The organism is Asticcacaulis solisilvae, assembly GCF_017875235.1.
GTDB classification, from domain to species: Bacteria; Pseudomonadota; Alphaproteobacteria; order Caulobacterales; family Caulobacteraceae; genus Asticcacaulis; species Asticcacaulis solisilvae_A.
In genome coordinates, this window is record NZ_JAGGMI010000002.1 from 311,550 (window position 1) to 334,243 (window position 22,694).

Sequence of the window (22,694 nt, forward strand, 5' to 3'; positions counted from 1 at the left end):
ACACATGATGCAGGGCATTGACCATTTTTCCACTCCTATTTCCGGATCATACCGCGGCCGTTCTGGACCGCTTTATGGCTAATTCTTGTTTTGTTCTATATTCCGGTTTTGTTCTCACCGCAAATGCTTTTTGTGAATTACGGGAACAAAGTGTGAAAAGGGAGAAATTACAACGCTTTACGAAACGTGTTCCGGCGTAAACGGTACAAGTGTTCCGTTCTCCAGACGCACCACACGATCCATATGGCGCGCCAGTTCTAGATTGTGCGTGGCAATCAAGGCCCCTACGCCTTGCGCTTTCACGATCGCCTTCAGGGCGTCGAAAACCTGCTTTGACGTATCCGGGTCAAGATTGCCGGTCGGTTCGTCCGCCAGCAGCAGACGCGGATTGTTGGCGAGCGCCCGCGCGATCGCCACACGCTGCTGCTCGCCGCCTGACAACTGCGCCGGCTGGTGTTCCAAACGTTCGCCCAGGCCCAGCGTCGTCAGGAGTTCACGCGCCCTCGCCTCGGCCTCACTGGCGCCGCGCCCCAGGATGCGTTGCGGCAGGGCGACATTGCCCAGCGCCGTATATTCCGGCAGCAGATGGTGGAACTGATAGACGAAACCGATCTTTTCCAGCCGCGCCCGCGTCCGCTGCTCTTCATTCGCGCTGTGGAAGTCCTGGCCGTCGATAGTCAGGCGCGCATTCGGCGCCGCTTCCAGCAGGCCCACGGCGTGCAGCAACGATGACTTGCCCGAGCCTGACGGCCCGACCAGACCAACGAATTCGCCGGCGGCGATATCAAGATCGACGCCATTGAGCACCGTCAAGGTGCGGCCTTCGCCGACCTTATAATCGCGATGCAGGTCGCGGAGCGAGAGGATCGGCTTACTCATAGCGCAGCGCCTCCACGGGCTCGAGCTTGGCCGCCCACAACGACGGGAACAGGGTCGATACGCACGCCGCCAAAAGCGACGCGACGACGATGAAGGTTACCTCGACCGGATCCATCTTGGCGGGTACGTGGTCAAGGAAATAGACGTCCTTCGGGAACAGCTGCGTCTGGAATACCCATTCCAGGAATTGCTGGATTTCGCGGATGAAGGTGCAGAACAGGACACCCAGCAACAGACCTGAGAAGGTCCCTGCCGCACCGATCATGCTGCCGGTAATGAAGAAGACCCGCGAAATCGCCGAACGCCCTGCCCCCATGGTGCGCAGGATGGCGATGTCGCGCGCCTTGTTCTTCACCAGCATGACGACGCCGGAAATGATGTTCAGCGAGGCGATGATAACGATAAAGAACAGGATGAACCCCATGGCGGCGCGTTCGACCTGAAGCGCGCCCCATAGCGAGCCGTTCGTCTGCGTCCAGTCCTGGAAAAGCGCCTTGTCGCCAGCGGCCTGCAGCAATTGCCCTCGCCAGGCCCCTATATCATAAGGGTTTGCGACCTTGATTTCGACCATATCCCATTCGTCTTCGCGATCAAAGAAGAGCTGGGCCTGATTGAGCGGCAGATAAACAAAGGCGCGGTCGATCTCGCTGACCCCGCTGTGGAAGACGCCGCCAACAACATAAACAACCCGGCGCGGCGTAGCGCCAAAGGCGGTCGAACCGCCCGGTGAAACGAGTGTTACCTCATCGCCGGCGCGTAAGCCCATGCGATTGGCCAGGCCGTCACCGACCATGACGACATTGCCACCATAGTCGCCGATCCCGAACTGGCTCAGCGAGCCGTCCTCGATATTGTCGCGGATAATTGGTGTCTTCTTGAGGGTGTCAGGCTCGACGCCGCGCACATAGGCGCCGTCGATGTCGCCGTTCATGCTCTGGATCAGCGCGGCGCCGGTCAGGAAAGGCGCCGCCTGCGTGACGCCTGGTACGGCCTTGAGGCGCTTCAACATATCGTCGCGGTGCGCGAAGTCGTCCAGAGGCGCGCCATAGAGATAGCCATGCCCGCCGAAAGCCAGCAGGCGCGACAGCATTTCCTCGCGGAAGCCATTCATGATCGACATGGTCGAGATCAGGGCCGTGACGGCCAGGGCGATGCCGATATAGGAGATGATGGCGATGACGGCGATCCCGCCATCCTTCCGCCGCGTGCGCAAATAGCGCATGGCCAGGCTGAATTCCCAGGGACGGAAACCGAACAGCGCCTTCAAAAATCCCATATGTTTTAGGCCTTTGCCTTCGTCAGTTGCGCCAGGACTTCATCGAAATCAGCCGTGTGACGTTCGCCCGTGGCGCGGTTCTTGATCTCGACCTTGCCCTCAGCCAGTCCCTTGGGACCGATGATCAGCTGCCAGGGAATACCAATCAGGTCCATCGAGGCGAACTTGGCGCCGGGACGGTCATCGCGGTCGTCATAGAGGACTTCGCGGCCGGCGGCGGCCAAGGCCTTGTAGGCCTTCTCACAGGCAGCATCGCAGGCTTCGTCGCCGGCGCGCAGGTTGATCAGGCCGACATCGAAGGGCGCCACGCTCTCCGGCCAGATGATGCCAGCTTCGTCGTGGCTGGCTTCGATGATCGCGCCCAGGAGACGCGAGACGCCGACGCCATAGGAGCCCATGTGGACGGTGATTTCGCCTTCGGGGCCGTTGACAACCGCCTTCATCGGCTTGGAATACTTTTCGCCGAAGTAGAAGATATGACCGACCTCGATGCCGCGCGCCGACAGCTGCTTGTCGGCCGGGACGGCAGCGAAATCATCCGGATTGTGCATTTCTTCGGTCGCGGCATAGAGGCTGGTGCGGCCATCGACAATGCCTTGCAGGTCGTCCCAGTCGACGTCGTTGCCGGGCGTCGGCATGTCGACCAGGTCTCGGTGGCAGAAGACGGCGCTTTCGCCTGTGTCGGCCAGGATGATGAATTCATGGCTGAGATCGCCGCCGATGGGCCCCGTGTCGGCGCGCATCGGCACGGCCTTCAGGCCCATGCGTCCGAAGGTATTCAGATAGGCCACGAACATGCGGTTATAGGCCTTGCGCGCCGAGGCTTCGTCGATGTCGAAGCTGTAGGCGTCCTTCATCAGGAATTCCCGGCCACGCATGACGCCGAAACGCGGGCGCTGTTCGTCGCGGAATTTCCACTGGATGTGATAGAGGTTCAACGGCAGGTCCTTGTAGGACTTGACCGTGCCGCGGAATATCTCGGTGATCATTTCCTCATTGGTCGGCCCGTACAGCATTTCGCGCTCGTGACGGTCCTTGATGCGCAGCATCTCCTGGCCGTAGTCCTCGTAACGGCCGGATTCGCGCCACAGGTCAGCCAGTTGCAGGGTCGGCATCAACAGTTGAATGGCGCCGGCGCGGGCCATTTCTTCCTCGACGATCTTCTCGACCTTCTTCAGCACCTTCAGGCCCAGCGGCAGCCAGGCATAGATACCCGCGGCTTCCTGACGGATCATCCCGGTCCGCAACATCAGGCGATGTGAGACGATCTGGGCTTCAGAGGGGTTTTCCTTGAGAAGGGGCAGGAAGTAGCGCGACAGGCGCATGGGAGAATCCATTCGGTTGGGTATTAGGGCGCGCGCACCCTAAGCAGGTTTGGAAAAAGTGTCAGTCTTTTTCATGGCGAAGGCCGCCCGTGCAAGACTTATTCGGTGCCCGGCAGCGGAATGTGCACGAAGAAGCTCAAACCCAGCAGCAAAGCCCACACAATAAGCGCGACGATACTGTTGAGCTTGACCTTTTTCCACAGGTTCGGATTAACCGGAGCGCCCGGATCATTGCCCTTGATAACCTCGACGCCGGCCTCATGATGGCTGGGGTTGCCGCCGATCGGCAGGACGGCGAACAGGGTCACCCACCAGACCATGATGTAGATGGCGATCCAGGTGACGATGGCGGTGAACATGGGCAAACTCCGTCAGGCCGGGTTAAATCAAACCGAGGCCTTCATCGACACCTAGCACCAGATTGAGGTTTTGCACAGCCGCGCCCGACGCACCCTTGCCCAGGTTGTCGAAGACGGCAACCAGGTTGGCGGTCTGGGTGTTGTCGTCACCGAAGACGTGGATCAACAATTGATTGGTGTTGGCCAGTGCATCAGCGTCAACCGCCTTGGCGGCTTCACTTTCCTCAAGCGAGGCGACGCGGATAAAGCGCTCGCCGGCATAGTGCGCGGTCAGGATGCTGTGGATGCCGGCCAGGTCCGGTTCGTCCGGCAGCGCCCAAAGGTGCAGCGGCACTTCGACGATCAGGCCCTGCGCGAACTTCGCGACAGTCGGCGAGAAGATCGGCGGGTTTTCCAGGCCGGAATAGAGCTGCATTTCCGGCAGGTGCTTGTGCGTCAGGCCGGTGGCGTAGATGCGCTCACGCCCCGGCCCGTCTTCGAATTCTGCAATCATGGATTTGCCGCCGCCCGAATAGCCGGTCAGCGACGACGCCGTGATCGGGAAGAAGGGCGGGATGATGCCCAGCTCGGCCAGCGGACGGACCAGGGCGATAAACCCCGTCGAATGACAGCCGGGATTACTGATGCGCTTGGAGGCTGCGATGACGTCGCGATGGCCTTCGGTCATCTCTGGAAAACCAAACGTCCAGCCGTCCTCGACGCGGTGGGCGGTCGAAGCGTCGATGACGCGGACATCGGGATTTTCGATCAGCGACACGGCTTCGCGCGCGGCATCGTCCGGAAGACACAGGATGACGGCGTCGGCGGCATTCAGCGCTGCCTTGCGGGCGTCGGCGTCCTTGCGCTTGTCTTCCGGCAGCCGGATCAGTTCGATGTCGGAACGATTCTGGAGACGCTCACGGATTTGCAGCCCCGTCGTGCCTACTTCGCCGTCGATGAATACCTTCTTCGTCATGTGACTCTCCGAAACCCTAACTTTGCGCCGGGTTAAGCGCTTGCGCGGGAATAAACAAGCAAAAGAAAAAGCGCTCCGGTTGCCCGAAGCGCTTTCTGCATGAGTTTGTCGCTCGTGCGATTAACGCTTCGAGAACTGGAACGAACGGCGAGCCTTTGCGCGGCCGTACTTCTTACGCTCGACAACGCGCGAGTCGCGGGTCAGGAAGCCGGCGGCCTTCAGAACCGGACGCAGGCCGGGTTCATAATAGGTCAGCGCCTTCGACAGGCCGTGACGGATGGCGCCGGCTTGACCCGACAGACCCGAACCGTGGACCGAAACGATGACGTCGAACTGCGAGGCGCGGTCCGTCAGGTTGAGCGGCTGGGCGATCATCATGCGCAGAACCGGGCGGGCGAAGTAGACTTCCTGCTCACGGCCGTTGATGATCCACTTGCCGGAACCCGGCTTCACCCAAACGCGGGCGACGGCGTTCTTGCGCTTGCCGGTGGCATAGGCGCGGCCATACTTGTCCAGTTGCTGGACGCGCTCGACCTTGGTTTCAACCGGGTTGGACGACAGCGAAGCCAGAGCTTCCAGGCCTTGACCGGTGGTTTGTTCTTGAACTTCGGCCATTCTTAGACGCTCCGGACGTTCTTGCGGCTCAGGGCCTTGAAGTCGATGACTTCCGGCTGCTGGGCTTCGTGGGGGTGGGCTTCGCCGGCATAGATGCGCAGGTGCGTCATCTGGGCGCGGGCCAGCGGCGATTCCTTCGGCAGCATGCGCTCGACCGCCTTGGTCAGCACGCGCTCAGGGTACTTGCCGTCCAGCAGTTGGCCAAGCGTGCGCTGCTTGACGCCGCCGGGGTGGCCGGTGTGCCAGTAGAAGATTTCATTGTGCTTCTTGCCAGTCAGGTGCACCTTTTCGGCGTTGATCACGATGACATAGTCACCGGAATCGACGTTCGGGGTGTAGGTCGGCAGATGCTTGCCGCGAAGACGCATGGCGATGAAAGCTGCCAGGCGGCCGAGCACGGCATCCTGAGCGTCGATCACGATCCACTTCTTCTCGACATCGGCGGGCTTGAGAGCCGCGGTTGTGGACGTCAACATGAGAAATTCCTTGGATTGTCGCGCAAATGTAACCCTGCGCGGCGAAGAGGCGCGTCGTTTACAGGAGCACCCCCGCACTGTCAACGCATAATTTCACGCAAAATAGCCAAGATCGATATGATTTTATTGAGGAAATTTGACTTGGTATTAAATTACCGTCAATTTCCCCGTCAGATTTCGTCATAAAAGTTTGTTAGCTGTCCCCTATGCGACGGATAAGCTTTGGTCTAACCGTTTCACCCGACACAAAAAACTTCAGGTTCCCCAATGTCCTTATCGCGTCGCCTCTTCCTGGCGGGTTCCGCCGTCACCTCCTTAGCCTTCATGGGCCTCAATGCCCGCGCCGCCGTCCGGCCGGCCGACCCCAAGAGCGATCCCGGCTATCGCAATGAGGTGGAAGGTTATGGCCGCCTGAAAGCCGATCCGAACGGACTGATCGAACTGCCCGAAGGCTTCAGCTATCGCATATTCTCACGCCAGGGCGAAACCATGGACGATGGCCTGCTGGTGCCCGGCAAGCACGACGGCATGGCCGCCTTTGCGCATTCCGATCCGGACAAGGTCGTGCTGGTCCGCAACCACGAACTGAACCATAAGACGCGCAAGCTTTTCCCCGTCGGCGAGCAGGGCCAGGTCATGGACAAGCTCGACCGGAGCAAGGTCTACGACTTCGCCGCAGACGACTTCCCGCTGGGCGGCGGCACTTCGACCCTGATCTACAACATCAAGACGCAAAAGCTGGAAAGCCATTACCTGTCGCTGACCGGCACCTCGACCAACTGCGCAGGCGGCCTGACGCCCTGGGGCTCATGGCTGACCTGCGAAGAAACCACCATCGGAACCGGCGATGGCGTCAAAAAGGACCATGGCTGGGTCTTCGAAGTGCCTGCGGCGCACAAGGGCCTGGTCGATCCCCTCCCCCTGAAGGCCATGGGACGCTTTGACCACGAAGCGGTCTGCGTCGATCCCCGCACGGGGATCGTCTACCTGACCGAGGACCGCCCCAACAGCCTGTTCTACCGTTTTATCCCGGCGCACAGGGGTGAGCTGCGTCACGGCGGCAAGCTCCAGGCCTTGGTGATCCGCGACGCCCCAAAGGCCGAAACCGGCAACCAGACCGCGACGCTGTGGAAGATGGGCGACCGCTTTGCGGCCTCATGGATCGATCTAAAGAATGTCGAAAGCCCGGACGATACCCTGCGCGAAGAAGGCTTTGCACTCGGCGCTGCGCGTTTCGTGCGCGGCGAAGGCATTCACTGGGGCAATGGCGAGTTGTTCTTTGCCTGCACCGCCGGCGGTCCGCACGGCTTCGGCCAGATCATGCGCTATACGCCGTCCGCGCATGAAGGCACCAACGATGAAGCCAGCCATCCGGGAACAATCGACCTGTTCGTCGAATCCGGTGACCAGACCGTGCTCGACTATGCCGACAATCTCACCGTCGCCCCTTGGGGTCACCTGTTCGTCTGCGAGGATCGCTACTCGGACGTGCTGGTCAATCACCTGCGCATCGTGACTCCGCAGGGCAAGGTCGCGACCTTTGCCAGCAATGTCGATAAGCTGAATTCGGAGTTCGCCGGTGTGTGCTTCTCACCGGATGGTTCCACCCTGTTCGTGAACCTTCAGAGCAACGGCTGCACACTGGCGATTACGGGGCCTTGGAACAGCTTCAAGGACACGGCCGTACAGGCTTAAAGATAAGGCCCTGTCTGTCCGGCAGAGAGGGCCTTTCTTTTCAGAACCCGCCGCGCCGGAACACCCGGTCGGCGCGCGCTACATTCCAAGCCAGCAGCACGCTCAAGACCAGCACGATGATGGCCATCAGTTGGTGCGCCAGGGCCAGCCAGATATTGACCACGGTCCACAGGGTGGCGACGCCCAGGCCGGCCTGAATGGTCACGGCGCCGGCCAGAAGCCATCCTTGCGTCTTCAGGCCGTCATCCTGGCACTTGCGCCCCATCAGCGCGGCGAACGCGATGGCAAAGACGAACAGAACGTAGGCGTTCATGCGGTGGATGAACTGCACCCAGCCCTGGTCATGAAAGAGTGTGATATAGACGCCGCGCGACCAGTCGACATAGGGCATGAACCAGCCATTCATCAGCGGCCAGTCGTTATATAGCAGGCCGGCGTGGTTGCCCGCGACCAGGGCGCCCAGCATGCATTGCAAAAAGACGATGCCCATCAGCGCAAAACCACCGATCTTCCATGGCACAGGCGCGCCACGATTACGGTTTTCCCCTGCGCCGGCCTCGAGTCCGGTCCAGACTGTCCACATTAGAAGGATCAGCGCCATGGATAGGTGCGCCATCAGCATTTCCGGCGCGACGAAGACGCGCTTGGTCAGGCCCGAGGCAACCATCCACCAGCCGACCGCGCCTTGGAACAGGATCATGCCTATGGCCACGGCCGATCGCCAGATGATGCGTTTGGGCATTTCCTTGCGGATCAGGAACCACACGAACGGCAGCAGGTAGACGAAGCCCAGAAGCCGCGCCAAGACGCGGTGCGCCCACTCCCACCAGTAGATGCTCTTGAAGTCATCGACGTCGAAATGGGCGTTGATCTGGGAATATTGCGGGATTTTTTTGTAGTTTTCGAACTCGGCCGTCCAGGCCGCATCACTCATCGGCGGGATGATGCCCGAGATCGGTTTCCACTCGGTGATCGAAAGGCCCGACTGGGTCAGGCGGGTCGCGCCGCCAACACCGACCAGCGCGAAAATCAGGAAGGCGGCGACGAAAAGCCAAACCGCGACCGACGGGGATTTCAAGGGAAGTCGCAAAAGAACGCCTCTACAACAACGCAATCGCATCGCATGGCTAAACCGCCATACGGCCGTCTTGCCGTTATCGTCCGAAAACGCTAACGAAGGGACAAGACGGCGCGATTTGCCCACAGCGCTCCGGCGATTTCAAGGCAGTTGAGCGATATGCCAAAAAGTGTGCAGCGGTTTTTGGCAAAATATCGCGAAAAGACAAAATCTGGAGCATGATGTCGGTTCAACCGAACGCATCATGCTCCATCCAAAAGAATCAGAGGATGGACCTATGACCGCGGAAAACTACATCCTTGCTATTTTCGCGGGTCTTCTGGTCGGCTGGATCGCCAACCTCCTGTCGAAAAGCCGCTTCAGCTTTCCGATCAACCTGTTCGTCGGCATATTTGGCGCCTGCCTGCTCAACTTCTTCATGGTTTCGGCCGAAATGATCCGCAGCGACTTCCTGCCGATCCTGTGGGTCTCGCTGCTGGGCGCCGCTGTATTGCTTGGCATGTTCCACCTGTCGCGGGCCTTTGAGCGCCGCTGATGGACGAAAAGCCGCGAAAGCTCAGCCTGCCCCAGCGCCGCGCCATCGCTTGCCTGGGGATCATTGTCTTTCTGATCGTTTATGTGGTGATCGTCAGCGATATCGGCAGCCGCCTGCCCCAGGTCCTGTGGGCGCAACTGTTGTTCTATGGCCTGGCGGGCACGCTGTGGGGCGTGCCGATCCTGCCGCTGATCTCGTGGTCCGAGGATTACAAGTCGAAGCGGAAGAAGAAATAAACAATGCGCCGGAGGGGAGCTCGGCGCAGCCAAAAGTTTAGAGCGGTTCGCCGCGGTCGCCTTAGTCGCCGCCTCCGCATCCACCGCCGCAGCCTGACCCGCCGTCACCGCTGGAGTCCGAGCTGCCGTTACTTGAATCCGTGCCCGGCCAGGTAAATCCCGAGCAACCCGATCCGTCGTCCTTTGTCCCGCGCCGTTTTTGGGAGAAGGCGCTTGCGAACCATGTCACCAGCAGGAACGCTATCACAGCAGCAAAGGCGAGCGTTACAAGATCGGTTCCCATTGGCTTGGGTGAACAGGCGGCAACCGTCAGAGCCAGGGCGCCCGCAGCGGACAGAAACGCGTGACGCTTGGGCAGGACCAGGTGGCTGCGCGTATCGACCTGCCGGGTTGCGGACTGAGCAAACCGGATCGCTTCGTGGGGCCACAGATCGCGTGGCGGAACAGCCGCAAACTCGATCTCATACAGCGAAAGAGTGTGACGGTAGCAGTCAAGATACTTCTCCGTCTCGGCCGGTCCACCATCGGTCGGGCCATGGTGGACGGGGCGCTTCAGCGTGTCTTTGCAGAACCGGTCCCAGTAGTCGCGGGTATAAATCAGATGCAGGTGCCAGACGCTGTCGATCTCTTCGGAAGGCGTCACTGTGTGGCCGGACACACAGGCGAGGTAGATGAACCTCTTGTACTCGGCGACGGCCCGGCGGGCAAAATCCCGGGTCCATCCATTGTCGCGGGCCAGTCGGCCGCTGAAGGGCAATACTGCATCCGCGACATCGATATCGTAGGCGTTTATGGCCTGCCAAAGGGCCGTGTCAGTCTTCATTCAGTCTCCCTGCCTGGCGTCCAGGCACAAAAAAGCCCGCCGGAATGGCAGGCTACGTATGGATAGGTAATGGAAATCGTGAGGTCCCGCGCCGGTGGCGGGGTGTATCGAGATAACCGGGATCGGCAATTCGTTCTCACGATAACACTATACGATCGTTTTGCGACAGTTCAGTGACGCTCAGTCACCTCCGCCACCGCCCCCGCCGCCATCGGAACTGCTCGAGCCGCCATCGGAACCGCCGCCGCTATTGTCGGAGCCCCTCGATGAATCGCTGGTTGTGCCGCCGAACAGCCATACGCCAGAACCGCCACCGTCATTGCTCGTGTCGGAGGACTGCCGCCTGCCGCCAGCCATCGCCTTGCCCAGGACGACGAAGAAAAGAACCGCCGCGATCAGGACCGCCGCCCCCGTGATCAGTAAACCGAGGCCCATGGCAAACCTTTATCGATCAAGGTGGGTGATGGCTATAAACGCTGCCTTGTCATTGATGAACTGGACCGCCAATCCCTGCCGTCCGGCGGCCTGCTGGGCCGAATAGACCGTCCAGGTGTCGATCTGGCGCGACGGCTGACCCAGGCGCTTGGTCAGCTCGGCCCTGGCCATGCCGATACGGATGCCGCCATCCACGACGACCGCCTGGTTCTTGGCCGGCAGGGCCGGACAGGACGCCGACGGCGCACCGATCCTGGTGACGGTGACGGTTTCCATCGCCCCGCCCGTCGACGACAGCCAGACGCGCTGTTTGGCGGCCGGCAGGTCGTAGCACAGCCACGACATGCCCTGGATGCCCGCGACCGCGCCGGCGCCCAGGGCCTTCTTCATGTCGCCAAGGCCGATTTGCGAAAAGGCGCCGTCGAGATCGCCGATTCTGAAGCTTTTCGCGAAGCGCGCGGTGACCGGCGGCGCACTCAAGGCATCGACCGGCGGGATCGGCGGCGGAATGGGCCGGTCCGCAGCAACGGCAATGCCTGCCACGCACATCAGGCCCAATATCGAACCCAGACACCCGGCCCAAATCCCGCGCATGATTCCCCTCCGATCACAGTTGGCGGACCATAACACAGGCCTCAGGGGAACGCTCGCCCAAATACGCCACGCCTCCTTCGAAGGTCGCGCCAAGGCCACAGGCGATCAAAAACCGTGTTCGGCGATGTTGCCGCCGCCGTCATTCCGTGTATTCATGCCACAATGGTTAACAGACCAAATTATTTAGGGGGTTATATATGTCCGTGAAATTTCGTGCCGCCATTTCGGCGCTTCTTGGAACCACCGTCCTCGTCGCCGCGCCGCTTGCGATGGCTGAGAACCTGCCGGCCCTGACGCGGCTGTCGCCCGAGGCGACGCCTCAGACGCCGCGCCCGCACGGCCTGGCGACCTCCATGGCCCTGCGCCAGCTTGAAGCAATCAAGACCGGCGCGCCGATCGCCGCCGCCAAGTCGCAGCCCGCCGCCACGGCCACCGGCAAGACCGCCGCAGCGTCCGAACAGTCGGTCACCGAAGGCGTCTTTTCGGCCGACCGCACCGTCGCCAGCATGGCGGCCGTCGACAGCGCCGCCGGCGCGCCGATCTGCGACGCCTACTTTACCCAGTCGCAAGCCCTGGCGCCCAACCTGGCCACCGCCTTCAAGGCGATGACCGCCGGCGACAAGGCCGGTCAGGCCGCCGTCCTGCCGGCGCTTCAGGCGCAGCTCAATGGCCTGCTGCCCTATGAGATCCGCCCCGAAACCTGCAACGGTAACCACATCAACGCCTATACGGATTATCAGTACTTCCAGCTGTCGACCCTGCGCGCCAGGGGCATCGACACCGGCCTCCCCGCCAACCTGCCGCTGGTCAAGCAGCCGAACCTGAACCACAGCGCGCTGGCCTATACGGTCGGCTGGATCAAGTACGAACAGGCTGATTTCGAAGGCGCGCTGACGGCCTTCGGCAAGGGCCTGGCCCTCTATCCGCACGACCACGCCCTGCAGTCGGAATATCTGGCGACCCTGATGCAGCTGCAACGCTTCGATCAGCTTGTTGCCTTCGCCGACAAGGTGCTGACGGGCACCTACGACCTGACCGATGAAGACCGCAGCAAGTTTTACGCGGCGCGCGGCGTCGCCCTGGTGTTCAAGAACGACCTGGCCGGCGCGGACGATTCCCTGACCGTGGCCCTGCGCTACAGCTGGTCGGAAGACGTCGCCAAGATGCAGGCCGAGATTCGCGCCGCCGCCGCCAAAGGCGCCACCGGACAATAAGGCCTGAGGCAGGATACAAATAAAAAGGCCGGGTCCCGAGGGATCCGGCCTTTTTCATCAAATGGTCGGAGCGACAGGATTCGAACCTGCGACCCCTTGACCCCCAGTCAAGTGCGCTACCAGGCTGCGCCACGCTCCGTCATTGTCTTGCCGGACACGGTTCCGTGACCGGCAAGGATGCGGCTTATAGAGGTGAAAACCGGCCCCCGCAATCCCCGGATAAGCTTTTCCGGGAATTTTCCACTGCCGCCAGAAATATCAGGAAAACTTGCCGCGATTGACGCCGCGGCCATTGCGGCCCAACTGGCGTCCCAGGGTCTCCTGCGCTTCTTCCAGCGCCTTGGCGATATCGAGGAACTTGTCGCGCGTCTCCTGCGACATCTTCTGCATCGAGGCCAGATCCGCGGGTGTGAAGGCGTAGGCCGTGCCGCCGGCTTCGGCGACCGCCTCGGCGATGTCCTCCGCCATGACCAGACCCGATTCCGTGGCGACCGAACCCTCGCCCGCCGCCGCCGCATTGGCGCCGAGGATCGCTTTTTGGCCTTCGTCCTTGAACAGCTTCTGCACGCCGCGGATGGTATAGCCGCGATCGTACAGCAGGGTCTTTACCCCCATCAGCATATCGATGTCCTGGGGGCGGTAGAAACGGCGGCCGCCGGCGCGCTTGGTCGGGCGAATGAAGGGAAACTTGGTTTCCCAGAAACGCAGCACATGTTGCTGCACGCCAAGCTGATCAGCGGTTTCTGAAATCGTTCTTAAGGCTAAAGGGCCCTTGCTCACGGCTAATCCCGCACTAACTCTTGAGATTACTCGTGGGTGCCGGCGTCGACGCGGGCCTTCATGATCTGCGATGCGCGGAACGAAATCACCTTGCGCGGGTCGATCGCCGCCGGCTTTCCGGTCTTGGGGTTGCGGCCGACGCGGGCATTCTTGTCGCGCACCTGGAATACGCCGAAGCCCGACAGCTTGACCATCTCGCCGCGTTCCAGCGCCTCGACGACCAGATCCAGCGTCCGCTCGACAATGGCGGCGCATTCCTGGCGCGGCAAACCCAACTCGTTATGGACGTCTTCGAACAGTTCAGCGCGCGTCAAGGTTTGCGTTTTCATGGTCAGCTCCGGCTTGTTCTAATCGGCACCTGAAGCGCTTTGCGAATGAAAGCGCGAAAAACAAGAAACAGGACCCGCATAGCATGAGTCGTGTGGCCCCGTAAGACCACAATGGCGCAAATTCCGGCCAGGGTCAAAGGCTTAAGCCCAACTGGTCACAGAAAACATCGGACTGGGGAAAAATGCCACGCTCAGGGACTTCCAGTGCGCGAAGCTTAAGGAAATCAGGCCAGTGCGTGTTAAAACGCAACCGTAACCTGACCACATACAGTCTAAAGCCTGATCGCCGCGGCGCCCCAGGTCAGGCCGCCCCCCAGTGCCTCGATCAGCACCACGTCGCCCGGCTTGATGCGGCCGTCCTTGACGCCTTCGTACCAGGCCAGCGGGATCGAGGCCGCCGAAGTGTTGGCGTGCAGGGCGACGGTCGAGATGACCTTGTGCTCGTCCAGGCCCAGGCGTTCCGCCACGCCGTTGAGGATACGCTGATTGGCCTGGTGCGGAATGAACCAGTCGATGTCATCAATTGTCAGGTTCGATTTTTCGACCGCCGCTTCAATGGCTTGGGCGATCTTGTGCACCGCGTGCTTGAAGACCTGGTTGCCCTGCATGCGGATCTTGCCGATGCGGTTCTCGCTTTCGAACACGCCGCCGTCGACATAGAGCAGGTCCGTCTTGGTGCCGTCGCAGCGCAGGTCGAAACCGAGGATGCCGGTGTCGGCATTATCGCCCTCGCCTTCGACGGGCTCCAGCACCACGGCGCCCGCGCCGTCGCCGAACAGGATGCAGGTGCCGCGATCGGTATAGTCGAGCAGGCGCGACATGGCTTCGGCGCCAATGACCAGCACGCAGCGGCTCATGCCGCGCGCCACGAAGCCGTCGGCGACGCTGAGCGCATAGACGAAGCCCGAACATACGGCCTGGACGTCGAAGGCGGGACACGGCGCGATGCCGAGCTTCTGCTGGACGATCGAGGCGGTCGACGGGAATGGCATGTCGGGCGTGGTCGTGGCCACAACGATCATGTCGACATCGGCGGGCGTCTTGCCGGCGGCCGCCAACGCCACCCTGGCCGCTTCAACGGCCAGGTCGGACGTCTTGCCGCCGTCCTCGATGACATGGCGCTGACGGATGCCTGTACGCTCGACGATCCATTCATCGGACGTATCCACGATCTTTGCCATATCGTGGTTGGTCATGATCCTGGGGGGCAGGTAGCCGCCGACACCGGTGACGGCGGATCTCAAAACGCGCATGTCTTACGAAACCTTTTTGTCCGCCGCCATGGCGAGACCCTTGATATCTGTCGCCGGAGCGCTTTCCGCAAGACCCGCCTCGCTTGCGGCCTGCGCGGCGGCGAGATGATCCGTGAGTTGGGAGAGCGATCTGGCAAGGTCCTGCTGGTAATTGCTGGCGGCCAGCGAGACGCCGACCTTGACGGCATTGGCGAAGGAGCGCGCATCGGCGCCACCATGGCTCTTGATGACGATGCCGTTCAGCCCCAGCAGCGGCCCGCCGTTGGCCTCGCCCGGATCGACGCGTTTCAGCGCCTTTTTGAGGGCCGGCTTGGCCAGCATGCCGCCGATCATGGCCAGCAGCGACGATTTGAAGGCTGTGCGCAGCATGTCCTGCATGAAACGCGCGGCGCCTTCGGCGGTCTTCAGCGCGATATTGCCGGTGAAACCGTCGGTCACGACCACGTCCGTCGTGCCTTCGCACAGGTCGGTGCCTTCGACGAAGCCGTGATAATTGAGGCCGAAGGCGTTGGCGCGCAGCAGGCGGTGCGCCTCGCGAACCTCATCGTGGCCCTTCAGGTCCTCGGAACCGACATTCAGCAGGCCGATCGACGGCTTTTCGACGCCGCGCACCGCGCGGTGAAACGCCGCGCCCATCAGGGCGAATTCGATCAGTTGGCGCGCATCCGAGGTCACATTGGCGCCGACATCCAGCACAGTACCGAAGCCGTGCGGATTTGGCCACGAACAGCCAATCGCCGGGCGTTCGAGGTCGTGGGTCAGCATTTTGAGAATCATCTTGGACAACGCCATCAGCGCGCCCGTATTGCCGGCGGAAATCACCGCCCTCGCCTCGCCCGCCTTCACGGCGTGGATGGCATTGGCCAGCGAGGTGTTGCGGCGGCGGATCGCCTGGGCCGGCTTCTCGTCCATGGCGATGAACTGGTCCGTGTGGCGTACGACGCTGCGCGCCTTCAGTTCCGGATGTTTGCCCAGCTCTGCCGCGATCTTTACGCTATCGCCATGTAGCTGAAAGAACAGGCGATCATTGGTTTTCAAGGCGATGGCGGCGCCCGCGACCGTCACGGCCGGACCGTGATCGCCGCCCATGGCGTCAATCGCGATCACCAGAGCGCCTTCGGGAGCGCCCCCATGCTGAGAGGAATCCAACGGAGTTTCTACAAGTGTCGACACGGACGGATACAAACCCCGTAAAGCTGGCAAACCCTGTTACAGTTCCGTGCGCTGTTCGAGGGTGAAAACAGGCCGGTGTTTGAGGCGAAAATAACGCTTGTTTGCAACCATGCAAGCCTCAGTTTGCTCATTCATCCCGCTTTAGCTTGGCCAGGACGGCGAAAGGCGACGGTTCGGCCTCGGCTTCGGGCTCCTCAAAGACCACGCCCGGTTTGCGCGCGAACGGATCATAGGCCTCGCCAAGTGCTTCGATGGCGTATTGCCCGACATCGATCTGGCCATTGCTTACGACATCCGGCTCGTCGAGATCATCGAGGCTGAGTTCGTTTTCACCGACCGGCGCGACCTCGTCCGTGACATCGGCCGCCTGGATGACATCGACCTCGATCTCGCTGGTAATGGCGTGGCTGAAGGGCTCGAGGCTGACGCCGCATTCCTGCGTCACCTCGCCTTTAAGCGTGACCGTCACCCGCACCACCGGCTTGATTCCGGGCAGGCTGCGCGTCTCGGCATGAATAGTCAGGGCGTCCAGCGAAATCATGCCGAACGATTCGGCGATGCGCTTGCGCGTCGCTTCGTCCGCGCTCAGGTCAAGCGCCAGGCCACGACGGGCCGCATCGAATCGCACCGTGTGCGTCCACAGGCATTCGTCCAGTTGGGAATCACTCATCGTCGTCTCTCTTACGCGGCCTGTTTCTTAAGCGCTTTGGGCGGCGTCTTCGGTTTCCAGCGCTCTGGGTTCCGGCCAGCCGATGCGGCCTTCCAGGATGTCATCGACCGCCAGGCCTGAGCGCACGTCTTCAATATAGTCGGCAAAAGCCAGGGCGGCAGCGGGCACAGCCCCGCTATCGGCCACCTCGCCATCGAAGCCAACGCCGGCAAAGATGGTCCGCGCGGCGTAACCCGCCTGCGCCTCACGGTCAGCCGAAGCCGCCCACAGGTCTTCCCAGTGCTTCATGCGGGTATAGATGGTTTCAGCCAGCGGCTTCATCTTTTTCGGCACGCTGAGGTCGCCTGTCCCTTGCTCACGCAGCGTATTATCGAGCGCCAGCAGGAAGGCGTCGAACAGGGCCTGGGCGGTGTCTTGGGCCTGTTCGCGGCGGCGGTCCTCGGGCGAAAGCCCTTTCAGCGTGTGAATGACAGTGCCGACATGAAAGGTCAGCAGTTCGAAGCGCGCGCCGATGGCGTCTTCGATGCCGTAGTCGAGGTAGAAGATAGGCAGGCGCGCCTGCGATACACAGGACGCATAGAGCTTTTCACCCGTACGTGTAACGGCGCGCGGCTGGAAAAAGGTTTTGAGGCGATCGAGATTGAACTGCATCTGGCGTCCCCGCGGCTGTCGCCAGCTCTGTGTGGCAAGCCTGCGAAAAAATACCTTGTAACAGGCCTTCTTTCGGCCTTACCCTTGCCGTAAGCCCTATTTCGTTATAGGTCAAACAGGTTTCGCGCCACGTGTAAGGATTTTCATGGCTCCGCGTCCGCATACTTTCGGAATCAAGTCTGTTGTGGTTCTGGGCGCGCTGGGTGCGCTCCTGACGATGACCGCCTGTGCGCCGACCCTGAAGCAGGCTGGTTACCTCCAGTACGACGCCAATCCGGCGACGGATATCGCCGTCGGCGATACCGAAGCCGCCGTGCTCGATAAGCTGGGCACGCCGTCGCAGACCTCGCTCTACGATCCGACCGAGTGGTACTATATCGACCAGGTGTCGATGAAGATGACCTACAAGCAGCCAAAGGTCACCTCGCGCAATGTCACGGTCGTCAAGTTCGACAAGGACGCCAAGACCGTCGCCGCGGTCAAGACCCTGACCCTGGCCGATGGCCGGGCGCTGACGCCGGCTCAGGAAAAGACGCCGACGCGCGGCCGTTCGCTGACCGCCCTGGAGCAGGTCCTGGGCACGGTCGGCCAGCAGCGTATCGACAACAGCCGCGATACCGACCCCGGCCGTCAGCGCCGCCGCGAATAGCAGAGCCTCTACATTTTCAGAAATGCCCCGGATGTTGTCCGGGGCTTTTTTTGTTTCCTGAAAGATTTGTGCAAATGTCTTGAAGAAAGGGGATCCACAGATGCACACAGATGGACGCGCCCGAAGGGCGCATCCGCACAGATGATCCGAGCACGTTGACGAAGAAGCGATTGAGTCGACAAACCTCATGACAGCACTACGCGCTGTCGAAATTCCAATCTTCAAGCGCTCTCTCCGCCCCACACTCGAACCATCTGTGCGGATGCGCGTCAGCGCATCCATTTGTGTGCATCTGTGGAGTCCCTTCTTTCGCCGGCCACACAATGGAAAAAAGCCCCGCGATTGCTCGCAGGGCCTTCTCATTCACTACAACCGAATCAGTGACCGCCAGCCAGGACCGCCAGCATCAACAGGGCGACAATGTTGGTGATCTTGATCATCGGGTTGATTGCCGGACCGGCCGTATCCTTGTAGGGATCGCCAACCGTATCGCCGGTGACCGACGCCTTGTGCGCATCGGAACCCTTCAGGTGCTTGACGCCGTCCTTGTCGACGAAACCGTCTTCGAAGGACTTCTTGGCGTTGTCCCACGCACCGCCGCCCGAGGTCATGGAGATGGCGACGAAGATCCCGGTGACGATGACGCCCAGCAGCATGGCGCCCAGGGCTTCGAAGGCTTCGACCGTGCCGCCGATATAGAAGACGATGGCGAACAGGACGATCGGCGACAGGACGGGCAGCAGCGAGGGAATGATCATTTCCCGGATCGCGGCCTTGGTCAGCATGTCGACGGCGCGGCCATAGTTCGGCTTGGATGTGCCGGCCATGATGCCCTTGTCCTCGCGGAACTGGCGGCGGACTTCCTCGACGACCGCTTGCGCGGCGCGGCCGACAGCCGTCATGCCCATGCCACCGAAGAGGTATGGCAAGAGGCCACCGATCAGCAGGCCGATAACGACCCACGGGCTCGACAGCGAGAAGGTCAGCGCGCCCATGCCATCGAAGATGCTGCCAGGTTGCGCGTGGTCGGCGAAGTACTTCAGGTCCGACGTATAGGCGGCGAACAGCACCAGGGCGCCGAGACCGGCCGAACCGATGGCATAGCCCTTGGTGACGGCCTTGGTGGTGTTGCCGACGGCATCCAGGGCATCTGTCGTGTGACGGACTTCGCTGGGCAGGCCCGACATTTCGGCGATGCCGCCGGCATTGTCGGTGACCGGGCCAAAGGCGTCGAGCGCAACGATCATACCGGCCAGGGCCAGCATGGTGGTGGTGGCGATGGCGATGCCGAACAGGCCCGCCAGCAGGTAGCAACCGACGATGCCGGCGACGATGATCAGCGCCGGGACAGCGGTCGATTCCATCGAAACGGCCAGCCCCTGGATGACGTTCGTGCCGTGGCCGGTGACCGACGCCTGGGCGATCGAGACGACCGGACGCTTGCCCGTGCCCGTATAGTATTCGGTCACGACGATGAAGCCGGCGGTGACGGCCAGGCCAACCAGACCGCAGTAGAACAGGGTCAGACCGGTGAAGGACTGCGGCGCACCGGCATAGGTGATGACGGTGTCGAAGCCGACGAAATGATAGACGACAGCGGCCACAGCGCCGACCGACAGGATGCCGGTGGCGATCAGGCCTTTATACAGCGCGCCCATGATGTCGTTCGACTTGCCCAGCGACACGAAGAAGGTGCCGATGATCGAGGTGAAGATACAGACGCCGCCAATGGCCAGCGGCAGCATGAGCATGGGCTCAAGCAGCGGCGAACCGGCAAAGAAGATGGTCGCCAGAACCATGGTCGCGACGATAGTCACGGCGTAGGTTTCGAACAGGTCGGCCGCCATGCCGGCGCAGTCGCCGACATTGTCCCCGACATTGTCGGCGATGGTGGCAGGGTTACGGGGGTCATCTTCGGGGATACCGGCTTCGACCTTGCCGACCATGTCACCGCCGACGTCTGCGCCCTTGGTGAAGATACCGCCGCCGAGACGGGCGAAGATGGAGATCAGCGAGGCGCCGAAGCCCAGCGCCACCAGGGCGTTGACGACGGCCCGGTCGGTCGGCTCAAGTCCCAGGACCTGGGTCAGGATGGCATAGTAGCCAGCGACGCCAACCAGGGCACCGCCGGCGACGAACATCCCCGTCACGGCGCCCGAGCTGAAGGCCATGTTGAGCCCCTTGGCAAGGCTTTCGGAGGCTGCCTGTGCGGTGCGCACATTGGCGCGCACCGAGATCAGCATGCCGGCATAACCCGCCGCGCCAGAGAGTATGGCGCCGATGGCGAAGCCTATCGCCGACCACTGGCCGAGGAAAACCCAGGCGGCAACGAAGATCAGGACGCCGACAATACCAATGGTGGTGTACTGGCGCTTGAGATAGGCGCTCGCCCCTTCCTGGATGGCGGCGGCGATTTCCTGCATGCGGGCATTACCCGTGCTCGCCTTCATGAGCGACATGGTCTGAACCACGCCGTACAACAGTCCGACTATGCCGGCCACGATGGCCAGCATCAAAGCTAAATTCATCTGTAACCCCTGTATTTCTTTATATTAGGGATCAACGGCCAAGCAGTCGCATAAGCCAAGTCCCCGGTTTACGGGATCAAAAAATCTGGCCTCAAGAGATTAGGGTATATTCGGGCTCTACCTGCCAGTGACGCGGCAAGTCGAACACAGTCACTTGCAAATCACTCTTGAAAATCAGGCCCTTATTTTTGACTGACGGGAGAGTGCCAAAACTTCGCTATAAGTTCAAGGCAAGAAAACAGGGTTCAACATTATGCAAAATGCAACCGCGAAACAGATCGCGCTGCAGTGCCGAACGGACCTCATCAGTAAATTGTATTTCAAGACTTTCAAAATTGCCGCGCCGCAACAATAAATGTCACGCGACTAAGCACCAATTACCGCTCAACGGTGCCTTTTCGGGCTTTGCGACACGACTTCGACCGACTCAATCGTCCCCGGCCCGCCTACTTTGAGGAATTCCGCCTTCATGGCGGCCTTGAAACGGGGCTCGTCCAGCTTGTCGTTTCGGCCGGCCATGGCGAACGAGGTCTTGTGCGCGGCGCGGATCAGGGCGTTGCGGAAATAGGGCTCCATGTCGCGCAGCTTGCCTTGGTCGGCCTTGGCCGTCAGGTTGATCTTGATGCTGAGGAAGAGATAGTTGACGACGTTGCGGCCTTCGAAGACCGGAATGCCGACCGAGGCCAGCTTCACCGACGGATCGGCGGCGTCCTTGGCTTCACCGCCGCTGGCCAGGGCCGGGCCGGCAACACAAAAGGAGAGGACAAAGGCGGCGAACGCGGGTCGGATCAATTTCAGCATGCCGGCAGAATGGCTGAGATTGATTGACACAAGATAAAAGGCCGGTCAGGAAGACCGGCCTTCATTCCATCGATTTACCAATTGTTGTAGCGATGATAGCGGCGCTCGTAGCGGCGTTCATAGTACGGGTCGCGATACCCATAGTCGCTTCCCCGGTAGTAGCGGCGGTCATCGTAGCGGCTGTTGTTGTAGTAATAGTCGTCATCGTAGTCGTTGTACGAATAGCTGTAGGTGTCGCGGTAGTAGCAGCGGGTGCCTTCGCTGCCGATGGCGCCGCCAAGAATGGCGCCGACAAATGCGCCTGGAACGGCGCCGGCAGCCCCGCCGACAATCGCGCCGGCGACTGCTCCGCCCGTGGCGTTGTCGTTGCGACGTTCACGGCAGTTATAGCCGCGATTATCGCGGTAATAGCCACGATCACGGTCGTGATAAACATAGACGTCGCCGTCCTGATAACGGCCATACCCGTCGGCATTGGCGGCCATCGGGGCCGCCATGGCAGCACAGGCAAGGGTAAGACCGCCGGCCAGGGCTACGGATCGATACGTTTTGAACATCGGTAACCTCCATAAAAACGCGCCCTCACGCTGTTAAACCTGCGCTCCGGGCTCCCCGCCTAATGAAGCCGATATTAACCATTTCCCCTTTAGCGACAATTTCGCCGGCCAGCGGATTCGTGGGGCAAACCGTAAGATTCCGACAAGCCCTGCGTCTTATGGGTTTCTCACCTTATTTCGAAGATTCCCGATAAAAAAAGCTCCCGGCCGTGACGGTCCGGGAGCTCTTTTCTCTCACCTATTCTACAGATCAGCGGCGGTGCCAGTAGCCGTCACGGTCCTGCCAGTAACCGCGCGGCGGCTTGCCTTCGTGCCAGCGGCCGCGGCTGTCGCGCCAACCGTCGCGCCAGTTGTTATTGTCCTGATAGCTGTATGGCGGCGGGCCGCTACGGCGGCTTCGGTCATAATAGACCTCGGAATACATGCTGCTGGGCGGGCGCTGCTCGTAGAAGACCGGCACATAGCCCGACGGGCCGCGCGGCGGATCGTAATAGCGGCCCTGATAGGCAAAGTATTCGCCGTTATAGCATTTGACGCTGTTCTTGCCGATATTCTGGCCGACCGCCCCACCGACAACGGCGCCCACGACCGCGCCAAGGCCGCGCTCGTTCTTGGAAACCTGGCTGCCCAGCAGGCCACCGGCCACCGCGCCAAGGATCAGGCCGTTGCGCTTGGCGTCGGACTGCTTGACGTAGCAGTAGCCGTCGTAATTGCGGACCTCATAGCGCTGGGCATTGGCCAGGCCCGGTACGGCCAGAGCCATGGCCAGGCCGGCCACCACAGCAATTTTTGCTGTCTTTTCCATGAT

General features: G+C 61.2%; 26 protein-coding genes and 1 tRNA gene. 5 read left to right on the plus strand and 22 right to left on the minus strand.

What is annotated here, in order from left to right:
* Positions 1-177: 177 nt before the first annotated feature.
* The 7 genes from J2X24_RS04525 to rplM form a co-directional block, all read right to left on the minus strand.
* On the minus strand, positions 178-879 hold the full coding sequence (locus J2X24_RS04525; RefSeq protein WP_209717245.1) for an ABC transporter ATP-binding protein: 702 nt from the start codon (positions 877-879) through the stop codon (positions 178-180).
* A complete protein-coding gene (locus J2X24_RS04530; RefSeq protein WP_209717248.1) occupies positions 872-2,155 on the minus strand; it encodes a lipoprotein-releasing ABC transporter permease subunit in 1,284 nt (427 codons plus the stop codon). The genes J2X24_RS04525 and J2X24_RS04530 overlap by 8 nt, the downstream gene beginning before the upstream one ends.
* 5 nt (positions 2,156-2,160) lie before the next feature.
* Positions 2,161-3,480: a proline--tRNA ligase gene (gene proS, locus J2X24_RS04535; protein ID WP_209717251.1), complete on the minus strand. Its 1,320-nt coding sequence runs from the start codon at positions 3,478-3,480 to the stop codon at positions 2,161-2,163.
* Positions 3,481-3,578: 98 nt separating this feature from the next.
* Positions 3,579-3,839, minus strand: a complete 261-nt coding sequence (locus tag J2X24_RS04540; protein WP_209717254.1) for a DUF1467 family protein — start codon at positions 3,837-3,839, stop codon at positions 3,579-3,581.
* Positions 3,840-3,861: 22 nt separating this feature from the next.
* Complete coding sequence (argC, locus tag J2X24_RS04545; protein WP_209717257.1) at positions 3,862-4,794, minus strand: N-acetyl-gamma-glutamyl-phosphate reductase; 933 nt, start codon at positions 4,792-4,794, stop codon at positions 3,862-3,864.
* A gap of 120 nt (positions 4,795-4,914) precedes the next feature.
* Positions 4,915-5,409: a 30S ribosomal protein S9 gene (gene rpsI / locus J2X24_RS04550; protein WP_209717259.1), complete on the minus strand. Its 495-nt coding sequence runs from the start codon at positions 5,407-5,409 to the stop codon at positions 4,915-4,917.
* A 2-nt stretch (positions 5,410-5,411) separates the two neighbouring features.
* Positions 5,412-5,885, minus strand: a complete 474-nt coding sequence (gene rplM, locus J2X24_RS04555) for a 50S ribosomal protein L13 (RefSeq protein WP_209717262.1) — start codon at positions 5,883-5,885, stop codon at positions 5,412-5,414.
* Between the two features lie 267 nt (positions 5,886-6,152).
* Between rplM and J2X24_RS04560 the strand changes: the two genes are divergently transcribed.
* The gene (locus J2X24_RS04560; protein ID WP_209717265.1) at positions 6,153-7,580 is read left to right on the plus strand and encodes an alkaline phosphatase PhoX; all 1,428 of its coding nucleotides are present in this window, start codon (positions 6,153-6,155) and stop codon (positions 7,578-7,580) included.
* A gap of 40 nt (positions 7,581-7,620) precedes the next feature.
* Here the strand turns inward: J2X24_RS04560 and J2X24_RS04565 are convergent, their stop codons facing one another.
* Entirely contained in the window at positions 7,621-8,658 is a 1,038-nt protein-coding gene (locus J2X24_RS04565) for a COX15/CtaA family protein (protein WP_245344445.1), read from the minus strand.
* Positions 8,659-8,935: 277 nt separating this feature from the next.
* Here J2X24_RS04565 and J2X24_RS04570 point away from each other — a divergent pair, with 277 nt between their 5' ends.
* Positions 8,936-9,193, plus strand: coding sequence for a transglycosylase (locus J2X24_RS04570; RefSeq protein ID WP_209717271.1), 258 nt, complete (start codon positions 8,936-8,938; stop codon positions 9,191-9,193).
* Complete coding sequence (locus J2X24_RS04575) at positions 9,193-9,429, plus strand: DUF2842 domain-containing protein (protein ID WP_209717275.1); 237 nt, start codon at positions 9,193-9,195, stop codon at positions 9,427-9,429. Before J2X24_RS04570 ends, J2X24_RS04575 begins: the two co-directional genes overlap by 1 nt.
* Before the next feature lie 61 nt (positions 9,430-9,490).
* On the opposite strand, the gene J2X24_RS04580 is transcribed toward J2X24_RS04575, so the two are convergent.
* The 3 genes from J2X24_RS04580 to J2X24_RS04590 form a co-directional block, all read right to left on the minus strand.
* The gene (locus J2X24_RS04580; RefSeq protein ID WP_209717278.1) at positions 9,491-10,252 is read right to left on the minus strand and encodes a glycine-rich domain-containing protein; all 762 of its coding nucleotides are present in this window, start codon (positions 10,250-10,252) and stop codon (positions 9,491-9,493) included.
* 180 nt (positions 10,253-10,432) lie between these two features.
* Positions 10,433-10,687 (minus strand): hypothetical protein, encoded by a 255-nt coding sequence (locus J2X24_RS04585; protein WP_209717281.1) that lies wholly within the window; start codon positions 10,685-10,687, stop codon positions 10,433-10,435.
* A gap of 9 nt (positions 10,688-10,696) precedes the next feature.
* Positions 10,697-11,281, minus strand: coding sequence for a hypothetical protein (locus J2X24_RS04590; protein WP_209717284.1), 585 nt, complete (start codon positions 11,279-11,281; stop codon positions 10,697-10,699).
* A 197-nt stretch (positions 11,282-11,478) separates the two neighbouring features.
* On the opposite strand from J2X24_RS04590, the gene J2X24_RS04595 reads away from it, so the two are divergent.
* The gene (locus J2X24_RS04595; RefSeq protein ID WP_209717287.1) at positions 11,479-12,495 is read left to right on the plus strand and encodes a hypothetical protein; all 1,017 of its coding nucleotides are present in this window, start codon (positions 11,479-11,481) and stop codon (positions 12,493-12,495) included.
* A gap of 62 nt (positions 12,496-12,557) precedes the next feature.
* On the opposite strand, the gene J2X24_RS04600 is transcribed toward J2X24_RS04595, so the two are convergent.
* The 7 genes from J2X24_RS04600 to J2X24_RS04630 form a co-directional block, all read right to left on the minus strand.
* A tRNA-Pro gene (locus tag J2X24_RS04600) sits at positions 12,558-12,634 on the minus strand.
* 119 nt (positions 12,635-12,753) lie between these two features.
* A complete protein-coding gene (locus tag J2X24_RS04605) occupies positions 12,754-13,275 on the minus strand; it encodes a MerR family transcriptional regulator (protein WP_209717290.1) in 522 nt (173 codons plus the stop codon).
* Positions 13,276-13,301: 26 nt separating this feature from the next.
* Positions 13,302-13,604, minus strand: a complete 303-nt coding sequence (locus tag J2X24_RS04610) for an integration host factor subunit alpha (protein ID WP_209717293.1) — start codon at positions 13,602-13,604, stop codon at positions 13,302-13,304.
* A gap of 272 nt (positions 13,605-13,876) precedes the next feature.
* Positions 13,877-14,857, minus strand: coding sequence for a beta-ketoacyl-ACP synthase III (locus J2X24_RS04615; RefSeq protein WP_209717296.1), 981 nt, complete (start codon positions 14,855-14,857; stop codon positions 13,877-13,879).
* 3 nt (positions 14,858-14,860) lie between these two features.
* On the minus strand, positions 14,861-15,964 hold the full coding sequence (gene plsX, locus J2X24_RS04620) for a phosphate acyltransferase PlsX (RefSeq protein ID WP_310002415.1): 1,104 nt from the start codon (positions 15,962-15,964) through the stop codon (positions 14,861-14,863).
* A gap of 193 nt (positions 15,965-16,157) precedes the next feature.
* Positions 16,158-16,700, minus strand: coding sequence for a YceD family protein (locus J2X24_RS04625; RefSeq protein ID WP_209717299.1), 543 nt, complete (start codon positions 16,698-16,700; stop codon positions 16,158-16,160).
* A gap of 27 nt (positions 16,701-16,727) precedes the next feature.
* Positions 16,728-17,351: a ubiquinol-cytochrome C chaperone family protein gene (locus J2X24_RS04630; RefSeq protein ID WP_209717303.1), complete on the minus strand. Its 624-nt coding sequence runs from the start codon at positions 17,349-17,351 to the stop codon at positions 16,728-16,730.
* 145 nt (positions 17,352-17,496) lie between these two features.
* Between J2X24_RS04630 and bamE the strand changes: the two genes are divergently transcribed.
* Positions 17,497-18,000, plus strand: coding sequence for an outer membrane protein assembly factor BamE domain-containing protein (gene bamE, locus J2X24_RS04635; RefSeq protein WP_209717306.1), 504 nt, complete (start codon positions 17,497-17,499; stop codon positions 17,998-18,000).
* Between the two features lie 377 nt (positions 18,001-18,377).
* On the opposite strand, the gene J2X24_RS04640 is transcribed toward bamE, so the two are convergent.
* From J2X24_RS04640 to J2X24_RS04655, 4 genes are all read right to left on the minus strand, one after another.
* A complete protein-coding gene (locus J2X24_RS04640) occupies positions 18,378-20,528 on the minus strand; it encodes a sodium-translocating pyrophosphatase (protein WP_209717309.1) in 2,151 nt (716 codons plus the stop codon).
* Positions 20,529-20,912: 384 nt separating this feature from the next.
* Positions 20,913-21,320, minus strand: coding sequence for a hypothetical protein (locus tag J2X24_RS04645; protein WP_209717312.1), 408 nt, complete (start codon positions 21,318-21,320; stop codon positions 20,913-20,915).
* Between the two features lie 83 nt (positions 21,321-21,403).
* Entirely contained in the window at positions 21,404-21,886 is a 483-nt protein-coding gene (locus tag J2X24_RS04650) for a hypothetical protein (RefSeq protein WP_209717315.1), read from the minus strand.
* Positions 21,887-22,136: 250 nt separating this feature from the next.
* Positions 22,137-22,691, minus strand: a complete 555-nt coding sequence (locus J2X24_RS04655) for a glycine zipper 2TM domain-containing protein (RefSeq protein ID WP_209717318.1) — start codon at positions 22,689-22,691, stop codon at positions 22,137-22,139.
* Positions 22,692-22,694: the final 3 nt, after the last annotated feature.